12 protein-coding genes and 1 pseudogene are annotated in these 21,870 nt (G+C 34.1%); 4 read left to right on the top strand and 9 right to left on the bottom strand.

Annotated elements, in window-relative coordinates:
- Positions 1–754: 754 nt before the first annotated feature.
- Positions 755–1,933 (top strand): glycosyltransferase family 9 protein, encoded by a 1,179-nt coding sequence (locus tag CQA44_RS08685; RefSeq protein WP_147289771.1) that lies wholly within the window; start codon positions 755–757, stop codon positions 1,931–1,933.
- A gap of 47 nt (positions 1,934–1,980) precedes the next feature.
- Here the strand turns inward: CQA44_RS08685 and CQA44_RS08680 are convergent, their stop codons facing one another.
- From CQA44_RS08680 to CQA44_RS08670, 3 genes are all read right to left on the bottom strand, one after another.
- On the bottom strand, positions 1,981–4,632 hold the full coding sequence (locus tag CQA44_RS08680) for a Smr/MutS family protein (RefSeq protein ID WP_115546874.1): 2,652 nt from the start codon (positions 4,630–4,632) through the stop codon (positions 1,981–1,983).
- A gap of 1,383 nt (positions 4,633–6,015) precedes the next feature.
- Positions 6,016–6,414: a hypothetical protein gene (locus CQA44_RS08675; protein WP_115546873.1), complete on the bottom strand. Its 399-nt coding sequence runs from the start codon at positions 6,412–6,414 to the stop codon at positions 6,016–6,018.
- A gap of 22 nt (positions 6,415–6,436) precedes the next feature.
- Positions 6,437–7,723, bottom strand: coding sequence for an NFACT family protein (locus CQA44_RS08670; protein ID WP_115546872.1), 1,287 nt, complete (start codon positions 7,721–7,723; stop codon positions 6,437–6,439).
- A gap of 447 nt (positions 7,724–8,170) precedes the next feature.
- Here CQA44_RS08670 and CQA44_RS08665 point away from each other — a divergent pair, with 447 nt between their 5' ends.
- Both CQA44_RS08665 and CQA44_RS08660 read left to right on the top strand, forming a co-directional pair.
- On the top strand, positions 8,171–8,830 hold the full coding sequence (locus tag CQA44_RS08665; protein ID WP_258864963.1) for a hypothetical protein: 660 nt from the start codon (positions 8,171–8,173) through the stop codon (positions 8,828–8,830).
- A 23-nt stretch (positions 8,831–8,853) separates the two neighbouring features.
- Positions 8,854–9,462, top strand: coding sequence for a hypothetical protein (locus CQA44_RS08660; protein ID WP_115546871.1), 609 nt, complete (start codon positions 8,854–8,856; stop codon positions 9,460–9,462).
- A 90-nt stretch (positions 9,463–9,552) separates the two neighbouring features.
- On the opposite strand, the gene bamA is transcribed toward CQA44_RS08660, so the two are convergent.
- Both bamA and CQA44_RS08650 read right to left on the bottom strand, forming a co-directional pair.
- Positions 9,553–12,231 (bottom strand): outer membrane protein assembly factor BamA, encoded by a 2,679-nt coding sequence (bamA, locus tag CQA44_RS08655; protein WP_115546870.1) that lies wholly within the window; start codon positions 12,229–12,231, stop codon positions 9,553–9,555.
- A gap of 224 nt (positions 12,232–12,455) precedes the next feature.
- Positions 12,456–15,011 carry a heavy metal translocating P-type ATPase gene (locus CQA44_RS08650; protein ID WP_115546869.1) on the bottom strand — a complete coding sequence of 852 codons (2,556 nt, stop codon included), beginning with the start codon at positions 15,009–15,011 and terminating at the stop codon, positions 12,456–12,458.
- Between the two features lie 108 nt (positions 15,012–15,119).
- Between CQA44_RS08650 and CQA44_RS08645 the strand changes: the two genes are divergently transcribed.
- Positions 15,120–17,309, top strand: a complete 2,190-nt coding sequence (locus CQA44_RS08645; protein ID WP_115546868.1) for a polyribonucleotide nucleotidyltransferase — start codon at positions 15,120–15,122, stop codon at positions 17,307–17,309.
- 930 nt (positions 17,310–18,239) lie between these two features.
- Here CQA44_RS08645 and CQA44_RS08635 read toward each other — a convergent pair.
- The 4 genes and pseudogenes from CQA44_RS08635 to CQA44_RS08615 all read right to left on the bottom strand — a co-directional run.
- Positions 18,240–19,730 carry a 3-deoxy-D-manno-octulosonic acid transferase gene (locus CQA44_RS08635; protein WP_115546866.1) on the bottom strand — a complete coding sequence of 497 codons (1,491 nt, stop codon included), beginning with the start codon at positions 19,728–19,730 and terminating at the stop codon, positions 18,240–18,242.
- 20 nt (positions 19,731–19,750) lie between these two features.
- Positions 19,751–20,557 carry a zinc ribbon domain-containing protein gene (locus CQA44_RS08630; RefSeq protein WP_115546865.1) on the bottom strand — a complete coding sequence of 269 codons (807 nt, stop codon included), beginning with the start codon at positions 20,555–20,557 and terminating at the stop codon, positions 19,751–19,753.
- Between the two features lie 12 nt (positions 20,558–20,569).
- Entirely contained in the window at positions 20,570–21,340 is a 771-nt protein-coding gene (locus CQA44_RS08625) for a Nif3-like dinuclear metal center hexameric protein (RefSeq protein ID WP_115546864.1), read from the bottom strand.
- A 215-nt stretch (positions 21,341–21,555) separates the two neighbouring features.
- Positions 21,556–21,807: pseudogene (locus CQA44_RS08615) on the bottom strand (N-acetylmuramoyl-L-alanine amidase); the annotation flags it as partial.
- Between the last annotated feature and the right edge of the window lie 63 nt (positions 21,808–21,870).

Below are 21,870 nucleotides of genomic sequence, written 5' to 3'. Positions count from 1 at the left end.
TTGTTTGTAGTCTATAAGATTAGGCAAAATTCTTTTGTCAAGATTTCTTGCTAAAATAGCTAACACAAGAATATGTGTTGGAGAGATTCTAGATTTTAGAATCTTTTCATTTTTGGTCTTATTAAGGCTTTGAAGATTCTCATTTTATAGTATTCTTGCGAAGATCAAAGTAAGTCTCACAATGATAATATTTAAGAATCTAAATTCTGTGTTATACATTCCTGCTTGTTACCTTGTGAAAGCTAAATTTTTCAAATTATTGTCCCCGAGATTTCTATTCCAAAGTGGAATTTAGCAAAATTTTGATAATATTATGCGCCAATCGTTTGTGTTTTAGGAATGCAATCAAATGCGTTAAATGGGTACATCGTGTAATAATTGATAGTATCTATGGGTCATTTTGACATTTGATAGTCTGTCTATTGGGTAGAGTAACCGTGAGAGGAATATTTCAGAGATTTAGCTGCAGATTCTGCATTTATCTCTTATCCTCACAGGTGATAATTCACATCTGAAGTGAGATACTAGCTATGTCAATCAAGTGTGTTTTTTGTATCTCCCTGTAACGCTTAATGGTGTATCTAGCTAGCCTGCAGGGATAAGCTCTTTGTATCAAGTAAATTATTGGAAGATAGTAAGGAGAGATGAGGCAACACAGATATTCTCTTTGAATACAACGACTAATCAACACGTTAGAAAAGATGCCAATACAATGAAACAACGTGAATAGATTCTAAGCATAAAGCATTTTTGCTTGATTGAGCTAAAGGATAAGAAAATTATGATTGTTGGGCTTGTTTGTTATAAAAAAGAATTAGGTGCTAGCATAGGTTATATCAAAGCACTATTCTCATTAAAGAAGATTTATCAATGCAAGCTTATTGTTTTTGGTAATTCTATGACTCACAATCTTTTTAGATATTGTGAGTATATTGATGAATCCCTTGATTTGGGCGATTTAGAAAATGGAATGATGCAGAATCAAAAGTTACAATTAGAAATTATTAATCAATACCATTGTGATTATCTTATTGCTAGTACTGCCATTAAAACACATATTCGTTTTCTTTTATCGAGTAATGCGCGTTATATTATTTGTGCCACAAAATTACTCACTCTTTTATCATACCGTTGCAAGACTGTGCCAATTTATTTTTTTAATAAATATCGCAACATGAGGCATGAAGATATTATGCTGCATTTTGTCAGAAGAATTAAACCCAAAGTGTTTGATGTGCATATTGCAAGTTTAGATTTTAAAGATTCAATGTTGCATGTTGGAGAAACATATAAAACACGCGCCCAAGAGTTTTTACTGCAATCTTTGGAATCTGTGAGAATACATCTTGCAAAATCTCCAAAACATTCTCAAAATAGAGACACAACAGTTTTAACAAACTCTCACTTACCTCACTTAAAATCTATGCAAACCATAAATCCTTATCTTATTATGATTAATCCTTTCAATGTCAATAATCTCTTTAGTCTCACTATGCCTTATTGGTTAAAGTTAATGGAAAAAATTACTCAGATTCCACAATGTATTCCACTTGTTGTTACTTATCCCCAAGTGCATAAGGACTTTATGGAGAAAATCAATCATTATGAGGGCAATCTCTCCTCCCTGATTGTATTTGCCAATAATGATGATATACTGAATCTTGTAGCTATAATCAAAGAGATGAGTTGCCTGATTAGCCCTAGCACCGGGAGTATTCATGTTGCTTCAAATCTTCACATTCCAACCTTAGGGTTGTATGCAGAATGGGACACAGGCAGATGGGGGACAAGAGATAACCGTTATGTATTTATTCCTGATATAAAAGATAAATTAGATTCTTACACACAAGAGAAAATTATCACGCAAGTACTGGACATATTAAAGAGTATGATAGAATCAAAAGCAATAGATTCTATAAAAATTATTGATTGAGATGTGTTGCAGATTGGCGGAAATTTAATTAATTATCAATAGATAGGTCAGTGTAAATAGACAATTTTTGCACCCATTCCACCCATGTTTGCTGGCGCATTAACAAAACCACGAACAAAATCTGCATTTTCTAAATATTCTATCACAATGCGTTGTAATGTGCCGCTCCCTATACCATGCACAATAAGCACCTCATGGAATTTTGCCATAAGGGCTTGATTGAAAAATTCCTCCAAGCTTGCTATGGCTTCTTGGGCTGTATGACCATGCAAATCAAGTCTCGTGCTAGCTTGAATATCCGCCTGCAGTGTATAAGAAGTCTGTATTATTTTTTGTTTTTTTAGCGTAGATTCTGCATTTTCTAATTCTATGGACGAAATAGACTTTAATCGCACGCCATTATTGAGTTCAATGGTATAGAGCTGTGTTTTTTGAGAATCTTTATTCTTAGGATTCATAGAAGAGTGATTGGTTTGCAAAATTTCATCTTTAGCGATGATTTTTGCAAGATTGCCATGATATTTTACCCATGTACCAATATTATAAACTTTGTTGCTTTGGATTCTGATATTGGGTTCTTGCTTTCTTTGTTTATGTGCCTTGTTAAGAAGTTTATGAATATCTCTTAGTGTATCTTGTTTTTGTGAAGTTGATGTTTGCGCGTTTGCCTCTCTTGCTAACATTTTAATTTCTTTGATTGCCTCATGATAGTGCCTTTTAAGTTTGAGACTTTGCGTTTCAAACTGCTTTTTGAGTGCAACTTTATCTTGTTCTAATTTTTGTAATTCAAGATTTTTTTGCTCTATAAGAGATTCTAAACGAAGGGCGTGTTGCTTATTTTTTGTGATTTGGTAATTTGATTCTTCAATCAATCTCTCCAGCCGATTTGCCTCACTCCCATGTAGCTCCCTTGCTTTAGCAATAAGATTCTTGGGGATTCCATAAAAAGCAGCACATTCCATAGCATAACTTTTTCCAATACCATCAATAAATTCGTATTGGGGTCGTGCGCTTTTAACATCATAGAGCGCAGCCATTAGCTGTGTTTGTGGATTACCTGCCATAAGCGATGCAAGATGCTTATGGTGTGTAGTAACGATAATCTTGGCATGATTTTCTAAGAGAGAATCTAATAATACCTTATAGAGACTTGCAGCCTCGCTTGCGTCTGTACCTCTTTCAATTTCATCAATGCCTACAATAAGTTCTTGTAGAGGTAAAATTTCATTAAACTCTTTGATTCTCCCCGAAAATGTAGAAATGTCTTGATTACTATCTTGAGGGTCTTGGGCAATGATAGCTATATTCTTAATTGAAGGAATATGAGATTTATGCGGATTAATTCTAAACGGTAAAAGATATTTTGTACAAAATAATGCACTTAAAATACTTTTTAATAACATAGTTTTACCGCCAGCATTTACGCCTGTGATTAGAAGGAGATTCTTTGAAAAATTAATACTAAGAGGCTTGGGCTTTTTTAAACTTGGATGTATATATTCGTGTAAGACAATAGAATATGGTGTATTTTCTTTTGATGTATTTGTGCCATGAGCTTGAGAGATATTATAAGGAAAAACAAATTCTAAATCATACTCTCTAGCAAACCGAACTCTAGCAATAACCTTATCCATGCAATCAAATTCTTTATTAACATAACGCAGAAAATGCAAATGTTTTCTATAAATGCTGCTATATTCTTTTGCTAGGAATGCTACTCTTTGTTCAATTTTATCTTGTAGAAGATAAATTTCTTGTTGTAGGGATTCTAAAGATAAGGGAACAATATAGAAGAAACCGCGATTAGAACGTGCAATAGTCCTTGCTGGAAGGATATTAGCAAAACCAGCTCGGACTAATAATGCCATATTATCTTGGATTCTGTGGATTTGCGTGTCAATAAGGAATTCTTGTAGGCTGGGAATAGTAAGAATTTGACATAGCCTTATTTCTTTATCTTTAAGCTTAGATTCTAAATTATCACGATAAGAATCTAGTTCTTTATCTACTCCTCTTTTGATATATTGCGCAGGATTATCTTGATGACTATTCTCAAAAATAAAATAAGTAAGCAAACAACAAATCTCATCGCTAAATGTAAAGCTTTGTATGTATTCTGAAAAGAATTTTTGGGATTCTGTTTCGAAATCTTGACTAGATTGATTTGTTAAAGAAACTATTGCTCCAAAGTCTTTTTTATGAGGACTAGTTGCAGAATCTAGCTTTTGTAAATCATAAAAGAATTTGACTATTTGCGTGCATGCAATAATCTCTTGCATACTAAGGTTTGCCCCCTTCTTAAGCCATGCTAATTGCTGATCTAATTCTCTTATATGTGGAAGTATGGGTAAGTTTATAGCACTATGCTGCGTTGTATTAAAGTAATGGATAAGGTATTGCATTTTTTTAGAATCTGTAATGTTTAGAATATGGGTTAAGAATTGGAATGAAATAATGGAATTTAGATGAGAATCATAGGATTGGGTATTGATTTCTTGAGTTTTAGGAGTAATGATGCGAGCAAAATATTGACTGAATTGGATAATAAAATCATCAAGACTAAGCTTGAGAATGAGAGATTGTAGCTTGAGAATCTCTTGAGGATTTGTTAAGCAAAAAGATTCTGATTCTGTAGTAGAGGAGGTGTTGGTCTTTTGTGATTTATGAGATTTTTTATTAGAGCGCATATTTTTCCACATATTAAGAGCTTTAAGGTAAAACAAATATGCTAGATTAGCATATTCTTGTAAAGATTAATAGGGCGAGTTACAGGAGTTTTATTTTGACATACTATCTATTTATCCATAAAAAAGTGTGTTGTATAAAGATTCTCAATTCTTCTTTCTTTGCGAAAAGGTAAGGTGGGTGTAAGTAGAGAGTCAAAAAGGCTTTTTGTTTGATTAAGGTTTAGTTATTTCACAATCTCGTATTAGTTTTCCAATCTCAAATCATAGATGATACATAAAACACATTGTCTATAATATTCCTACTTCACACTTAAATGTGCAGAAAATCAAGCTTTTAATAAATAGATTTGTTTGTAAAGTTTTTTGCTTAGTAAAAATATTTACACAAAGCATTAAGAGATTGCAAGACTTAATGAAGCAGAGAAGCTTTAATTTAAAACTAGCTGAAGTTATATCATCTTACATTGGCAAAAATGTTTATTTTAAAGAATATGGAGAATTGATTTGTGAAGATTGCGTCTTGTTATAGAAAATGTCTTGATGTCAATGACAAAAATATTATGGGCAAATTTACCTACAAGTTTGTGAGCCATTTTATTGGATTTGCAATGCTTTCTTGCTGTCTTTCCTCTAGGCTCTTGCTACTATTTACAATTCTGCTTGTACTTCTCTCTTTTCTCGTCTCTTTGTGGATACCAATAGTTATAAAATTACATAATATGTTTATTTTCCTCTGCAAAAATGCGAAAGTTTTATTTGTAATTCTTAGAAAATTCTCTCATGCCGTTTAAATTTGTTTGCTTTCTAAGCAATTTCTACAAATCTATTTGGATTAGTTGTAAGCTGTTGATTATTGCTATGTTTCCTTATATGAACTCACTTATACAATAGTCATTCTGTGTTATTTCATTATCGCTTAAATTATGGTAGCTTATTTGTATAATCTTATAAGTTTGGTTTGCTCTCTTTATACTTCTTTTGTTTGCGGGCATAACTCACTTCATTTAAGATTTTGTGTTTTATAAGCTCTTTATTATTCTCTTTTATGTTTTGCGTTAATGTCATGCTCTCCTTTCTTCATTCCAAAGGATTCCGACATAATATCTTGTATGCAGATAAATCCTTGTATATTGGCTATCTAAAAATGGTTTTGTTGTTAAAAGTAAAGTTTGGTAAAAGGAAGAAATGTAGTTGTTTATGTGATGTGCATAGGCTTTATTGGTTTAACCTCATTCCTCTATAACTTATTGCTTATTTAAGAAACCCCACACAAGACAAGTGTTCCATGATGACATTCAATATGCAGTTGCATTGGCATGATATTAGCAAAGATGAAATCTATCATCACAATAAATTGATTAGATTTCAAAACCAAATAAACTTAGCTTAAAGACATTACCCTTTAACATCTAATAGATAGGATTCTGGACGCATAAGCATCGTATCCTCCGTAACAACACGTTCTTTTAGAGTAATTTTTTTACGTTGTGATGTGGAATTATGGGTGTTGCTTTTAGAATCTTGTGCTAGCATCATTGCTTCTTCAAATTCTTGTTCGTTTTCTGTCTGATTTTCTTGTTCTTTCTCCTCGAACTCTCTTTTACCATTACCTTCCCTATCCTCTGTTTTGTGAGTTTGTTCAGTGGGTCGAACTTCCTCTACTTTTTGCATTTGCTCATGAAATATATTGTGATTAAGTGGGGTTTGATGCGGCATACTATTTGCCTGAATAGCAGAAGTCGCACTACTTGCTTGATTAATATAGGTAAGATTCCCGATAGAATTAAGTGCCATAATCTACTCCTTAGATAAGGTTTTATTCTAAATGCAAATGCAAGGTTTTCTCTTTAGAATAAACTACATTTGCGCCCTGTAGTATTTTTACAAACCTACGTCTTGTATAGTCTATCACAGTTTTATTATCTTTTATTCCACAAAGCCTAGCAAGAATTATTCCAGCATATTCCAAAATATGGGGATTGACTTTGTTGGCATGGATAATCAAATGAGAGGAAGGAATGTCTCTAAGATGCATCCAGAGAAAGTCTGCTTTAGCCATTTGCAATAAACGAATATTCTCACTCTCATTCCTCCCTATACTGATGCAGATTCCATCAACATAAAAGTTCTCAAATTGCTTTTTGCTATTGCTTTTTGCTATTGCTTTTTTTTGCCTTAAAATGTTTAATTCCTCCAAGTTGGCACAGCGCACAAAAGACATTTGATTGTATAGAAATGTAATTTTGGATTCTAAGTTTTCTCTTTGCAAATGTATGTGTGCGATTTTTTGCTTGAGTTTCTTGCTTTGTTGAAATAATTTTTGGCTCGCAATGGACGGCTTTGATTCCTTAGGAATTTCATAATGTATATTATCAATCGCAATCTCTGTGCTATAAGGTGCAATCTCATCTAAATGAGCAAGAATGTAATTTGCAAGCAATAGAGTTGTGTCTCTTTGACACTCTAATTGACTAGTAGGAGGCAAAGAATTAAGAATAGATTCTAGCTTGCGGCATTTAACCTGCAGTGTTTGTAATAAAGCACTCCTTTTTTGCTCTAAGAGAGAATCTTGCATCACTTGGTAATGTTGTCTGAGAGATTGTAAGAAAGCTGCCTTTTCTTCTTGCACAAGTTTTTTGGTAAAGTGAGGTTGAGGTACAGGAACAAAAGGGGCTTTGGGCATAATCACGCGATTAGCATTAGAGAATCTTAATGCAGAAACAATCCTATTATCAGAGACGATAATAGCATTTGTTGAGCGATTAATAAACTCTAAATGCAGATAAATTATCTCTTCTTTATACTTATTCTTGATTTGACACACAAGAATAATGATTTTATTCATGCCATCAAGCCTGCTTTGCTGAATCTTTGCTTTAGATAAGTATTTATGCAGTGCAATATCGAAAGGAGCGTTATAAGACTTGGTTTTTAAGGGATTCTCTTTGATATAGACACTTGGATTGGATTTGCATAAATCTATACAATAATGCGTGTCATCAAGTCGTATAGCAATCACATTATCATCAATGCGTGAAATAGAATGAATATATGTGTGCGTAGAGAAAATATTAGCTAGATTATACAGGGTTTGGAGTTGCATGACTTGTTCTCACTTAAAGATTATAATTATTGCTAATTATAATGTGTTTAGAGCAATGCTAATAAACCCTTGGGTATCCTTATTTATTCTTAATTGGCTTGTTATCTTGTTATTTTGCTGAAAAAAGATAAAGACACACAAGAATTCATCATCAAAGATTCAACACGTAATGACACAAAGATTCTCTCTTGTGCTGATACTTTATAAACAAAAATGGTAAATAAAAATTTTATTCCCCTATATTGTGCAATGTTGCTACTCTTTGCTTGAGATTGAACTTCGCCTATTCTACAAGCTCTCTATTTTCTTGATACAATGCGCACAACATTCTTTATAAAGATAAAACATCATATTGTTTTAATTTTTGTGCTTTTTGCATGTAAAGCGCAAAAATGTTTATACACAAAACTCTGATAAAGTTTATAACATGTGGTATTTTAAGTTTAGATGAAAATGTCCTTTAGTGAAAAATATTTTTTCAACAACATAAAAGCAACTTCAAACATCAATTTAGAGAATTCTAATATCAAATTTGCTAGAATCTGTAATATCTCATTAGAAAGTTTATGTATGCTTCATTCTATTTTACCTCACGTGTTGTTTAAAATCTTTAGGGCTTTTATAGGGGTAGGATTGATAACCGGACTATTCTTGTGCGGCTGTTCTTCATATTTTTCTGAAATAAAACACATCAAAATATCCCCGCAAACACTTACACAAAGCAGTCGCATAGGTCTCTTTACATCTGATGATAATGAGCTTAAAATCGCAACGAGATTAACTTATCTTAATGACTTAGACAATCTTATTTATAGCGGCAGAGAATATTTTTTTTTAGAAATTTTCAATGATTCCGAAGATGTGGTTTTACCCGATTCTCTACAAATCAGCATGTTTAATAAAAAACCTGTATGGATACGACAGGTACAAACAGAAGAGCTAGATGACATTTTGGTCTTAGAGAATCAATACGCTATAGGCTATCTCATTGCATTTCAAAAGCCTCCTATTTTTCTACAAAAACATATTGTTGTCGATTTGACAATTGCAAATTTTGGTAAAGTCAGCTATAACTTTTCTTATGCTGTTATATCATCTACTCTTTAAATTTTGTAATCAAAGATGAGGTCATGATGAAAAATCACAACACTACATTGGGAAATCTTTTTATCTTAGGAGTAATCCCGCAATTATGGTTACGTAAGATCTTAGCTAATATCATAGGATTATTAATAGCTTATCCTATAATCCTCTATAATCGCGAGAGTGCTTTTTTATTAACACTCTTTTTCACAGCCTTTGTGTATAAAACATTGCGAAAGGATAAAGAAAGAGAATCTAGCGAGGCGTACACCGATAGAAACCTATGTAGCGACACTGATAATGATAAAGAATCAATAACACAAGAACAGGCACAATCTAGGGAAAGACAAAAAGATTGCTTCACATTAGATTCTTTAGTGGTAGAGCAATGTATTGCAAGTCTGTTTTGTATTTGCCTAGTGGTTTTTACTCATTGGCAGGATTTTATTCTCAAGGCACTATTTTCTTGTGTGTTCCTTAGAATCTACGATTATTATAAGCCTAGCATTATTTCTCGGCTTTATCATTTAGAACAAAATAGAATATTGGGATTTGTTTTGAGTGGTGTGCTAAGTGGTATCTTAAGTGGAATAAGCGTGATGGTTCTTTTATTGTTATTAAATAGAGCAGGCATAAATCTTATTGGGGAATTTTAACCTAAAAACATACCATAGAGAATCTGGACAGAATCAAAAAATAGCTTGAGTTTTATTCTTATAAAAGGTTTTGACTTACAGGGCAATAAATTAAAATCTCGTTCCCATAGTAAATTCAAAGAAGCTTGGATAATTTGTAAGGTAACCCCCGCTTGCGCGAATATCTCCTGCTGTACCATAAGAGAATAATTTATTAGCCCCTATGCCCTCTGGGTCTGTGGGTCCATACCAAAGCATAGGGAAAACTAGGACAATGGGTCCCATGGGCGATACCCACTCAATAGCTATCCCGGCAGCACCTCTTTGTAGATAACTTGTTTGTCCTGTCACAGTACCATATTGCTTAAAATTTGCCGCCCCATTTACACCGTGATAAGTCAAAATGCCATAATCTACATAAAGTGAAACACGCATTTTCGCACTAGGGATAAGTCCGTAGCTTAACTCAAAGGAATTTGTGAAGATTCCATCACCCCCAACACGTAATTGGTCGCCATCAAGCGGCGTAATCGAATAGCTAGAATACCCTCGAATAGTTCCCACACCACCCATATAAAAGGTGTCATTAAGTGGAAGGAAGTGATTTTCATTATAACGGAAAAGATAACCTCCCTGTGCTTTATAACGTGCAATAAAATCAAGTTTCATCCATTTGCTTAAATCAAAATAAAATCCGGTTTTAGCATAGAGTTTCGTATAAAACACATCGCCACCTACACCCGCAATATTGAGTGAGATAGTAGTAGAGTTGCCGTTTTTAGGAAAGTAGTAGTCATCTGTGTTATCAAAGACAAGACTTGGCGTAATAGAGCTTTTAATGGGGGCATTATGCCAGCCTGAGTAACTTCTATCCCATAACCCTTGTGTGCGCAGCTTGATAAGACCATCTGTTGTATTATTAGAACAATCAGTGCCTATTGTTGTATCGCATATACCATTAGCATTTGCCGTTGCAGAATTAGGTAAAAAATTTGGATTATTGATTGTATAGTCAATATTGCCTGTATCATAATATTTTTGATACTGTGGTTGTGCTTGTCCTGTGTAAAGATTAAAGAATCCAAAAGTATCTGTCTTGTTAATATCATAACCTACATTAAGACGTAAAGTAGGGGCTAATAACCTTCCTACTGTGAATCCACCACCAATGCTTTGCTGCGTATAAACATAATTCAGATAACGGCTATAATAGACATTTAAAGCCAAGCTCCATTTAGAATCTAAAATACGTGGATTTGTCAGACTGATATTGAATGCCTGTTGTGTAGCCGTAAAAAAGTTATTACCCCCACGATAATAGGAAAAATCTCCACCAAAGCTCACATTTGCATACACACTTGCACCAAAACCACTACCAAAAAGATTACGTTCATTCACACTTGCATTAACCATTAAACCATAAAAACTCCCATAGCCTATCCCGAAGGTAAGCTCACCTGTGCGTCCTTCTGTTACATTAACAACCAAATCCATAGAATCATCGCTAATACGTTTTTCATCAATACGTACATTTTCAAAGTAGCCCATACGCTTCAGGGCTACTTCACTTTCTTGAATCTTGCCTAGAGAATAGACATCTCCTGGTGCAATGAGTATTTCACGTCTAATAATTCTGTCTCCTGTACGCGTATTGCCAGAGATAAGGACATCATTGATATGGACTTTCTTGCCAAAATCTATGTAATAGACAACGACTACTTCTTGCTTCTCTGCATCTTTGCGTAAGTCTGGATTCACAGCGACATAAGCATAGCCTAAATCAGCTATTTTTAGCTTGATAGTTTGAGAATCATTGCGCACATTTTGAATATTAAGAATATTGCCAATTTTTGTAGTGAGGTTTTTTCTGAGTTCCTTGTCAGTTATCAATTCCTTATGTTCTTCATCAATAATAAATTCAACGTCTTTGACTGTGTATTGATTTCCTTCTTTGATATTGTAGTAAAGTTGTGCTTTATGATTTGTCATATTTACAGAAAGTAGAGGATTAGACACATTTGCGTCTAAAAACCCATTACGCATGTAAGCATCTTGAATTCTTAAGGGGTCTAATTCTAACTCACTTAGCATGAGTTTTCCATTATTTAATCCCCACATCCATCCCATAAAATCTCTTTGCTTATTTGCGCTCAAAGATTCTATTTTGCGTTTTTTAAGCTTTTCTGCACCCTCATAATAGCTTTTTTCTATAATAATAGAATTTCCTCTATTGACATTCAGGGTAATTGCTAAAGCCCTGCCATCACTTAGCTCTTGAATTTCTGGCTCTATCACACTGCCATAATAGCCCTTGTATTCAAGCATTTGCTTGAGAGTATCAAGTGCCTTTTCTAGTTTTAGCTCATCATAAGTATCACCCTTTTTTATGCCAAGTTGTCCATAGAGTGTGTCTTTTTCACTTTGCGTGCCATAGCCCTTAATCTCCACGCTAGCTATCGCTGGTTTCTCTTCTACAATAAAAGTAAGTACTCCATTTTCTAATGTCGCGTATATATCATTAAAATAACCTTGTTTATACAAATCTAAAATAGCTTTATCAACCTTGCCATTATCAAGACGTTCACCCTCTTTGATACCAATTAAGTCTTTAGCGAGAGTTTCTGACATATAAGTGAGATTTTTTAATTGAACGGACTGAATAATGGGATTTGAATCTGCTTGGGTATTTCTATTCGCGCTACTTAAGGGTGCAGATTCTAATATTTGCACGGAATAACAAAGGAATAAGAGAAAACATAATGCTCTTAAAATCAGGGGATAAGGATTCATAATACTCCACTTAGATGACTATGTATGTAACAACAAATCTAAAATTTTGAATTATAATCAAATAAAAACAATATCAATATATAATTCCTAAGTTTATTGTGTGGCGTATCAAGGTTATAATGTTTTTGTTAGTGAATAACACAATACATTCAAAACAATGAGATTCAAGTAATTCAAAAGCACAAACATCAATCTCCATGTATTAGAGAGTAATCGCACTAAAATTATTGACGCAATGAATTAAGCATTACGGTAATAGAGCTAAGACTCATAAATACTGCTGCAAAGAGGGGAATCACAAATCCACATAACGCAAAAGGAATGGCAAACACATTATAGATGAGGCTTATTATAAGATTCTCTTTAATGCGTTGCAAGGTTTTGTGTGAGATTCTAAAGGCATCTGATAATGTGCTTAGTTTAGAATCAAGGATAATGACATCGCTATTGGCAATAGCAATTTCGCTTCCACTCCCCATAGCAATACCAACTTGCGCATATTTTAAAGCCAAAGAGTCATTCAAGCCATCACCTATCATAACAACTTTCTTCCCCTGCTTAATGAGTTCTTGGATTCTTTGCGCCTTTTTATCAGGAGTTTGATTAGCATAAAAGGATTCTATTTGCAAATTTTTTGCAATATAAGAGACAACACTTTCCCTATCACCACTTAGAATCATGCTCTCTTTTTTATAACGTTTTAGTGTTTGAATAAGACTTTTTGCCTCACTTTTTAAAGAATCTTGTAAATAGAAAATATAGGCAAGCTGATATTGTGTAGCTCCCTTAGGCTTGTAGGCAAGATAGAATCTTGTGCTGCTTTCTTTAAGAGATTCTCGCTCATACGAAGAACTCAATGCAGGTGATTGCTTGAAGTTTGTAGAATCTGCTTGCAAGCATTCTAGGATAGCTTTAGCTATAGGGTGAGGATTTTTCTGCATAAGATTGATAATTATAGACTTATCATGGGAGTCTATGAGATGAGAATCTTGGAGGTTTGATTCTCTCAAGTCGCAATATTGTGTGCATTGCATGGAATCTATAATGCCATATTCTTGAAAGAGCTGTTCGCTTCCAGCCAATATTTCTCCCCCATGTACTAAAGCAGTAAAACCACGTCCAGCAATAAGTTTTAAAGCATCTTTAGGTATCACATTAGAAGTGGCAGAATCTAAACTAAGAGAATCTAATGCACTAAATCTTTCTATTAACTTCACTTGCATATTGCCCTGTGTGAGGGTTCCCGTCTTATCGAAAATAATTGTATCAGCGCGCGCTAAGGATTCTAAATAATCCGCTTTAGTAAAAATGATATGATTCTTAAAACCAATATTTAGTCCCACAACACTAGCAAGCGGAGTAGCCAAAGCTAATGCGCAAGGACAAGCAATAACGATGACAGATACTGCAATCAGTAATGCTTCCTCAAAATTACTCTTTGCCATAAAAAAATAATACAGAAATCCCAAGAGAGCAATACTTAGCACAATTCTACTAAAGTGTCCTGCAATCTTAAAAGCAGTAGTTGCGATGGGAGGAGTGCTAAATTCGCTTTGTTCTAGGAGTCTTGCTAGCTTGCTCATGCTAGAGTTTTTAAATTCCTTTTTTGCCTCATAGATTAGGGGCTTATGCAATGCAATAGAACCAGCAACAAGCAATTCACCTTCTTTTTTAAAAATTTCTTCACTCTCTCCACTAATATTTTTACAATCAAATATCGCATGCTCACTCAGTAGAATGCCATCACAAGAAAGCATTTCCCCGGGCAACACAAGGAGTTTATCATGCTTTTTAACGTTATGGACAGGAATGACCTTGCCATTCTCTAGTCTTGCTTCAAGCGGAAGTATGCTATTTAGCTTGTCAAGATTATCTCCTGCTTTTTTACGGCTAAGAGATTCTAAAAATTTCGCGCTCAAAACAAAAAGGATGATCATACAAACAGATTCAAAATAAGTATGTCCGCTATGACTAAGCCATGCAAAAATAGAGTAAAAATACACAAGGCTTGTCCCTGTAATGACTAATGTTTCCATACCGATAATGCCATTTTTTAAGCCCTTATAAGCTTGTTTATAGAATCCGCTCGCACAATAAAAAAGTGTGGGTGTAGCAAGAATAAAACTCGCAAGATTCATGATATTGCTAGAAGTAATGTCAATGCCTGCAAAATGACCGCTATATTGTCCGACATTTACCCACATAATATTCATCGTGCAAAATATCGCAACAATAATCTTAATGTAGGTATTAGAATCGATTTTTGCACGTAAGCTTTGTGGCTTTGTAGAATCATAAACAATGGCTTTGTAACCAATAGCCTCAATCGCATGTATTATTTCTTGTAAGCTGATTATATGAGGGTTAAAAAGGATTTTTGCCTTATAGCTTGTGTAGTTAATAGAAACTTCATGAATGCCTTGTAATCTCTGCAGGATTTTTTCGTTAAGCCATACACAAGCTGCACACACAATGCCTTCAACAATCAAGCATACTTCATGGTATTCACCTTTTTGCTTGATATATTGCGCTTGGAAACTAGGCGCGTTATAGTCAATGACATTTTGCTTCTCTTGTATTGCTTTGGTTTGCAGGGAATTATCGCCTAATTTTTCATAAAAAGATTCCAAGTTATTTTCTTTTAAAAGACTAAAGGCAAGCTTGCAACCATTGCAACAAAAATAATATTCTTTATTGTCTATGATTGTTAATTTGAGCGCATTAAGGGGATATTCCTGCTTACAATGATGGCAGCATGTAGGGGTAGAAATGATTTGCATAATAACACCAAAAAATAAAGGATTCTAATCTAAAATCTCTAAAAAGAAAATAAAGACTAGTAAAAATTGTATAATGTTAGTTTATTTCACAACACCTTAAGGAGAGCAATGAGGACATTAGAAATACAGAATGGGGGACAAACAGAAAACTATATACTCAACAAATACGCACAATCAAGCGATGTAAGTATTATGCAGAAAGTTGGTGGAAGCATGATTCTGTGCAGTGTGTGTGTGGATTATGATAACCCAGTGCAAGAAGACTTTATCCCCTTAACCATTCAATATATTGAAAAAATGTATGCCATAGGTAAGATTCCACAAGGTTTTGTAAAAAAAGAAGGTAAGCCTAGTGAATCTGAAATCCTTATTTCGCGATTGATAGATAGAAGTTTGCGTCCTTTATTTCCGAAAAAATTTCCTTATCCTGTGCAAATGAGCCTTTTAGTATTGAGTTATGATGGTAAAAGCGATGTTTGCAAGGATGCATTGAATCTCGCTGGGATTAGCCTCTTTTGCTCAAGCATTCCGCTAAATTGTCAGTATATTCCTGTTGGTGTGCGCATGGTGAAGCACAATGAAATTGCTTTAGCAACCAATCTTATCAGTTTGCAAGATTCTAGCCTTGATTTATTTGTAAGTGGTGTGTACGCAGATTCAGAAGACAGCAAGACAGAATCTATTGCTCAACTCACTATGATAGAAATGCAAGTGCTTAAAACAACCACACAAAACACCGATTCTGATTCTTATCAGAATGTAGAATCTAGCGATAACGTCAATAATATCACGGAACAAAGCAATGAAATTCCTAAGGAATTACTCCTAGATTCTATTCTGTTTGCTAGAAAGCATATTGCCCAAATTTCCAAGCTTTATACCCATTGCTTTAGGTCTTTTGTAAAGACTAAGTTTCTTTTGCAAACACGCATGAATAGTGATTCCCTCTTAAAACAAAAAATTGCTAATGAATTTTCAGAGGAGATAAAACAATGTCTCTTAGTAGATTCTAAAAGTGAGCGTAAAATTCATTTTAATAAACTGCTTACTTCTATCAAAAATCACTATGAATCCCTTGAAGATACACACATGATGAATGCTGATTCTATTTCTATAGAATCACATGTAGAGAGTATCAAGCGTGATATTATGCGTGAAATGATTCTTAAGGGCGGGGTGAGGGCAGATGGCAGAAAGCCAAAGCAGATTCGTCCATTAAATATAGAATCTAATCCACTTCCTTTTGCGCATGGGAGTGCGTGTTTTACGCGTGGAGAAACGCAAGCTTTAGTTACTTGCACATTAGGTAGCCAAAGTGATGCTCAGATTGAAGACACCATTATTACACAGACAAAGAAAAAGATTTTCTTTCATTATAATTTTCCGCCATTTTGTGTGGGAGAGGCTGCTCCTATTGGAGCGAGCAGTAGGCGTGAAATAGGGCACGGTAATCTTGCATTAAAGGCAATCGAATCTAATGTGTTGGATACCCCTTCAACTCTACGTATTGTTTCAGAAATTTTACAGTCCAATGGTTCAAGTTCTATGGCGAGTGTGTGTGGAGCTACTTTAGCTATGCTTGGAGCTGGAGTGAAAATGCACAATATGGTGGCTGGCATTGCTATGGGGCTTATTTATGAAAGTAAAAGCAACTTTGTAATCCTTAGTGATATTATGGGATTAGAGGACCATGATGGTGATATGGACTTTAAAATCGCAGGCAATGAAAAAGGTTTTACAGCATTGCAGCTTGATATTAAAATAGATTCTATTAGTCAAGAGATTCTAGCTGAAAGCTTCACGCAAGCACAAGAAGGCTTATTCTCTATCCTTGAATCTATGCGACAAGTTTCCATTCAGCCTAATTATGATTTGCTTCCGCAAAGCTTGGATTTCACGGTTAATACTGCACGTATTCCTGATATTATCGGGCAGGGTGGCAGAACTATCAAAGAAATTATTACGAAATTTAGGATTAGCATTAATTTTAATAAAGAAAAAGGCATAGTGATTCTTAACGGTGCTTCACAAGATATTCTGCATGAAGCGAAAGAATATATTTTTGAGATTCTTAAGAAAAAAGAACGTAAAGAAATGTTTTATAAGGTTGATACCGTGCATGATGGGGTAGTCAAGAAAATTCTTGATTTTGGAATATTTGTAGAATTACCACAAGGTGGCAATGGATTATTAAGAATTCCAAGTGCCAATACAGAATTAGATATAGGACAAACAGTAAGAGTTAAAGTGCTATCTAACATCAACGGCAAGGTAGAACTAGGGCTATTTTCCGAATGAGCTTAATTAAACACACACCATTAACAATCTTATATCATTTAAGGAGTGTGAATTACACTCTTGTGATTTGCAATTCTCTTTTTGCTTGAGTTTTTATAATGTTATTTTTTGGATGAGGATAAAAATATATGAGACATAACCCTTGAAAATGTGTTTATTTCACCTTGCATTGCAAGGTACAAGTTTAAGATTCTAAGGAGTTTTATTCTTGTTGTGTTATACTAAGCAGGGTTGGTTTCCTGTTATCTTATAGAGACTTTTCTCTTTTTGCTGAATAATCTGCTATGCCCACATGGAATTTGACTGATGTATGTATTAATCTTTGCTATTGTGGAAAAATCAGCTATTTTATCTCTATAAGAGGTGCGAGACAAAGGAATTATTTTTCTTGCTACTTCTAAAAATCGACAAACATTATTATAGAATTTTTCTAATAAAGTCAATAATAAAAGAGAAATATTTAAAAATAATGAGCATTTTAGCAATTTTCTCAATCTCTTTCATTTATTTTTGGAGTGATGATTTTCGGGATTAAGTCAAGACAAATTTCAGCATTCTTTGGAATCTTTGTCATTGTAAAATACGATATGGTACAAATCATAAGTCTTACTCCTCTTTGTGTTTGTCTGCACAAACCCTTTTATTTTGTTTATAGATACCTTTTTATAACAACCCTTATAAAGCTACTTTATCGCTGTTAAAGCGTGATTTGCTTGATTTTTAGCATTCATACATCTTTGACTAACAATTAAATGGCGGGTACTAAGCATGCTTTCATCTCCAAGTACACATCACTTTGTTGTCCATGAATGATACATATTGTCATTTTATATTTTGAATGCCTTGTTTTCCTGTATTGATGATAGATGTCTCAATGTCCTGCCCTTTTATTGGGATTATTGCAAGTTCTAGCATTGCACAAACGATAACTTAAGCAAAGATTGCTTGAAGTATGTTTTTAGTAATTTTAGTATTGATACATGATTTATGCAGGCTTTTATATTCTAAGAGAATATTTTGTATGTCATTTGCATTCACAAGATAATAGTTTTGAATACATGCAAATAATGCCTGTTGATTAAAAATTTCCTTTCCACTGATAAGAATATTGTGGAATGTAGCCGGCTCTAGGGGATTATGCCCGCCAATAGATTCAAAGCTGCCGCCTAGAATCACAATATCGCTTATTGCGTAAAGATTAATAAGCTCACCTAATGTATCAATCACCAATACAGAAGATGCCATATTGTCAAGATAAGGTATTTGGGGTATGCCCTTTTCACCAACATCTTGTATAGTGTGGTTGCAGGTAGAATGATTCTGCGAGGATTGTATAGAATCGGGATGAGCATTTAGTAGGCTGCTCCATTTTATTGTCTTAAACTCTTTAAGACAGAGATTATAGACCAATTCAAATCTTTCTGGATGGCGAGGAGCAATAATGAGCAGAGGGTTATATGAACTTCTCATAAGTTCCGTATGATGGTTTGTTTGAGAATCAGGGCTAGATTCTAAAGCAGAAGATTCCAAAACTCTCTCTTTATACTCTTCTTTACTGCAAGAATCTTCTTGTGTCTTTTCTTCTCCACAGGAATAGGGAAAACTATCTTGCATAGCGGTATGATTATAGGGATTATGTGGCGTAAAATTTTTGAATGTGTGCGTTTGAGAATCTTGTGCTGCTAATTTATGGTATTGCATGCTAAATTTCTTAAAAGCTTCTAGGATTATTTCTTCTTCCTTGGCATGTGTGCTTGCTGCAAGCACAACGAGTCTTTGTGGTTTAGCATAAAGCTTGGTTGGCTTTATCGGTGTGAGAATCTTAATATTTCCAATGACACTGATATTTTTTGCATGCAATCGTTCTAGCCTTGCTAAATCGCGCACACTCTGACATAATATGGAATCTATATAAGAAAAAAGATGACGATAAAACCCCTTAAATCGTAAATATCTCTTAAAGCTACGACTTGAAATGCGGGCATTAATGAGTTTAGTGTGTGCATTTCTTGTCTTTGCACAGTAAAAAAGCATTAGCCAAAGTTCTGCTTCAAAAACAAAGAGTCTTTTGCATCGTGGTGCAACAAAGGGTAAAAAACTCTCAAAAGGCAGATAATCAATAGTGATATTTTCTCTTGTCCCAAATAGTTTATGTGCTTGTGCAAAACCTGTGTATGTAATAACGCTTAAAAATATGTATTTGCATTTAGGAATAGAATCTACAATTGGAGCTAATGAATTGACTTCTCCCAAGCTACAGGCATGTAGCCAAAAATCATAATATTCTTTGGAATGATTCTTGGGGAAGAGAAATCTAGCCTTTAAACTTTGTTGGTATTTTACTTTAAAAGATAATAAGATGATAATCGGGAAAGCTATGACATGGGCTAAACAAGCTAACGTATAGTAAAGAAATATCATTAGATATCTTTAGTTAGAACTTAGGCTTGAGGTTGTGATTCTTTTAAAACCTGTTCTTTATTTTTCTCATCTTTTATTTCTGTGTTATCATAAATCTCTTTATCATATAAGATTCTGCCGCAATGCGGGCAATGCACGATTTCATATCCCTTGCGAATATCAATAAGATTTTTTTCATTCAGCCTAATAAAACATCCTCCACAAGCATCTTTATAAAGGGGAATAACGCTTGTGTTACCTGCCCACTTTCTGATTTTTTCATAAAGTCGCAACACTGTGGGCTCCATATCAAGTGCGATTTGTTGTCTTTTTACACTCACTTCGTCCTGACTATTTTTAATAGCGTTAATTTCATCGCTACAAGCCTCTTGTATAGCAGCGATTTCTTTGTTTGCTTCTTCAATATGGGAATCTAGAGTCGTAATTTTACTTTTTGCTTGTTCTATAAAAGCTTCTATATTAGAGATTTCATTATTGAATCCTAAAATCTTTTCGCGCAAAATATCTTCTTCCATGCTCAGATTCTTTATTTCTTTCTCGCTTTTGCTCTCTTTTAGCTTTTCTCGAATCTTTTGTGATTCTGTGGTGACAGTTTGTAATTCTTCTTCTGTTTTAATAAGGAGTTCTTGTTTTTCATGTATGGTTTGTTCTAATTCTTGTTTTTCTTTGATATATTGAGATTTTTCTTGTTCTTTTTTACGAATAGGAGCTCTCTTTTCATCAATCAAGGGGTTAAATTTTGAGACTTCCCAATCAAATTTATTTACTTCGATAAGTTTTTGTAAATTTTTATTCTGTGAGCTATGAGATTGTAAATTGTTACTCATTTTTATATCTCCTCAAATATAACAAAATGGATTATGTGAGTCTGTAATTATAGCTTGAATATTGCTTTTTTGCAAAGTTTTAGCAAGGAGTGTTGCAAAAACACATTCACTCTCAAAATGTGGAATATCAATAAAGCTGATGCCGTTGCTATTAGCAATCATGGCATCATGATATTTTATATCACCTGTAATCACACATTCATTGCCTTTTGCAAGATGATATGAAGAAGCATTGCTCCCGCAAGTGATAAATATTCTAGTAATACAACCATGATTATCTTGCATAAAATTACTGCCTTTGGAATAACGCAAAAAGTCTAACTTAAGGGTATGTTTAATGTGCTTTGCTAGAGATTCCAATGATACGCATTGCGTAGTGTTGTGGGTATAAATAAGGCTAAATTCCTTGCTAGATTCTGGAGCGAAACCCAATTCTTCTAATTGTAGAGAGCTAGCAAAAAATTGGTTTAAATGCGTTAAATCAAAATTAGTGTGCATAGCAATCACAGCAATATTTTTTTGTAAGCACTTTGCAATGAGATTACTAGGATAGCTCTGTGTGTGAATAACTTGTAGAGGTTTAAAAATAAGGGGGTGATGCACAATAAGCAAACTAGATTCAGCAATACAATCCACCACTTGCCAGTCAAGCTCAAGACTTATATAAATTTGTCTGCAGTGCATGTGCGGACTTCCTATATTCAAGCCAGAATTATCCCACTTCGCTTGAAGCTCAAAGGGGCTTATAGTATTTAATATATCATATATGTCTGCTACTTTCATAAAGAACCTTTTTAGGTTAAATCATTGTAGAATCTATAAAGTAAGATTATCCTTACAAAATCTAAATTTTACATTATTTCAAATTTGTTTGCAATTAGAAATTGAATCATTAAGGAATAATCATGTTGGACACGGGTTGCAATTACCAAGCAAACTCCCCTACTTGAAACAAGATAATTCTGTGAGTGTAATTGTAATGGCTAGTTTTTAGAATCTTAAGGATTCTTTTTAACATAACTTTCAATACCATTAGCAATGCCCTTAGCAATCAAAACCTGATATTTTGGATCTTTAAGTCTTTGGGCTTCTACAGGATGTGAATTGTATCCTATTTCTATAAGAACAGAAGGCATGAGAGCACCCACTAACACCCAAAAGGGTCCTTCACGTACACCACCGTCAAGATTCTCGTTATATGTTTTCTTAAGCTCCTTTAATACTATCAGGCTTAAACCTTTGCGGTTTGATAACTTAGTGATTTATACCAATCGCAATATTTATGATGTTTTGTTTGATTATTGCTGTCATCC

The organism is Helicobacter sp. MIT 14-3879, assembly GCF_003364125.1.
This window is presented reverse-complemented; position numbering and strand designations above follow the sequence as displayed.

Excerpts from the sequence above, each read along its gene's own strand:
- CQA44_RS08660 (WP_115546871.1), top strand. The coding sequence starts at position 8,854 with ATGATGAAAAATCACAACACTACATTGGGAAATCTTTTTATCTTAGGA.
- CQA44_RS08635 (WP_115546866.1), bottom strand. The coding sequence starts at position 19,730 with ATGATATTTCTTTACTATACGTTAGCTTGTTTAGCCCATGTCATAGCT.
- CQA44_RS08625 (WP_115546864.1), bottom strand. The coding sequence starts at position 21,340 with ATGAAAGTAGCAGACATATATGATATATTAAATACTATAAGCCCCTTT.
- CQA44_RS08675 (WP_115546873.1), bottom strand. The coding sequence starts at position 6,414 with ATGGCACTTAATTCTATCGGGAATCTTACCTATATTAATCAAGCAAGT.
- bamA (WP_115546870.1), bottom strand. The coding sequence starts at position 12,231 with ATGAATCCTTATCCCCTGATTTTAAGAGCATTATGTTTTCTCTTATTC.
- CQA44_RS08645 (WP_115546868.1), top strand. The coding sequence starts at position 15,120 with ATGAGGACATTAGAAATACAGAATGGGGGACAAACAGAAAACTATATA.
- CQA44_RS08670 (WP_115546872.1), bottom strand. The coding sequence starts at position 7,723 with ATGCAACTCCAAACCCTGTATAATCTAGCTAATATTTTCTCTACGCAC.
- CQA44_RS08630 (WP_115546865.1), bottom strand. The coding sequence starts at position 20,557 with ATGAGTAACAATTTACAATCTCATAGCTCACAGAATAAAAATTTACAA.
- CQA44_RS08650 (WP_115546869.1), bottom strand. The coding sequence starts at position 15,011 with ATGCAAATCATTTCTACCCCTACATGCTGCCATCATTGTAAGCAGGAA.
- CQA44_RS08680 (WP_115546874.1), bottom strand. The coding sequence starts at position 4,632 with ATGTGGAAAAATATGCGCTCTAATAAAAAATCTCATAAATCACAAAAG.
- CQA44_RS08665 (WP_258864963.1), top strand. The coding sequence starts at position 8,171 with ATGAAAATGTCCTTTAGTGAAAAATATTTTTTCAACAACATAAAAGCA.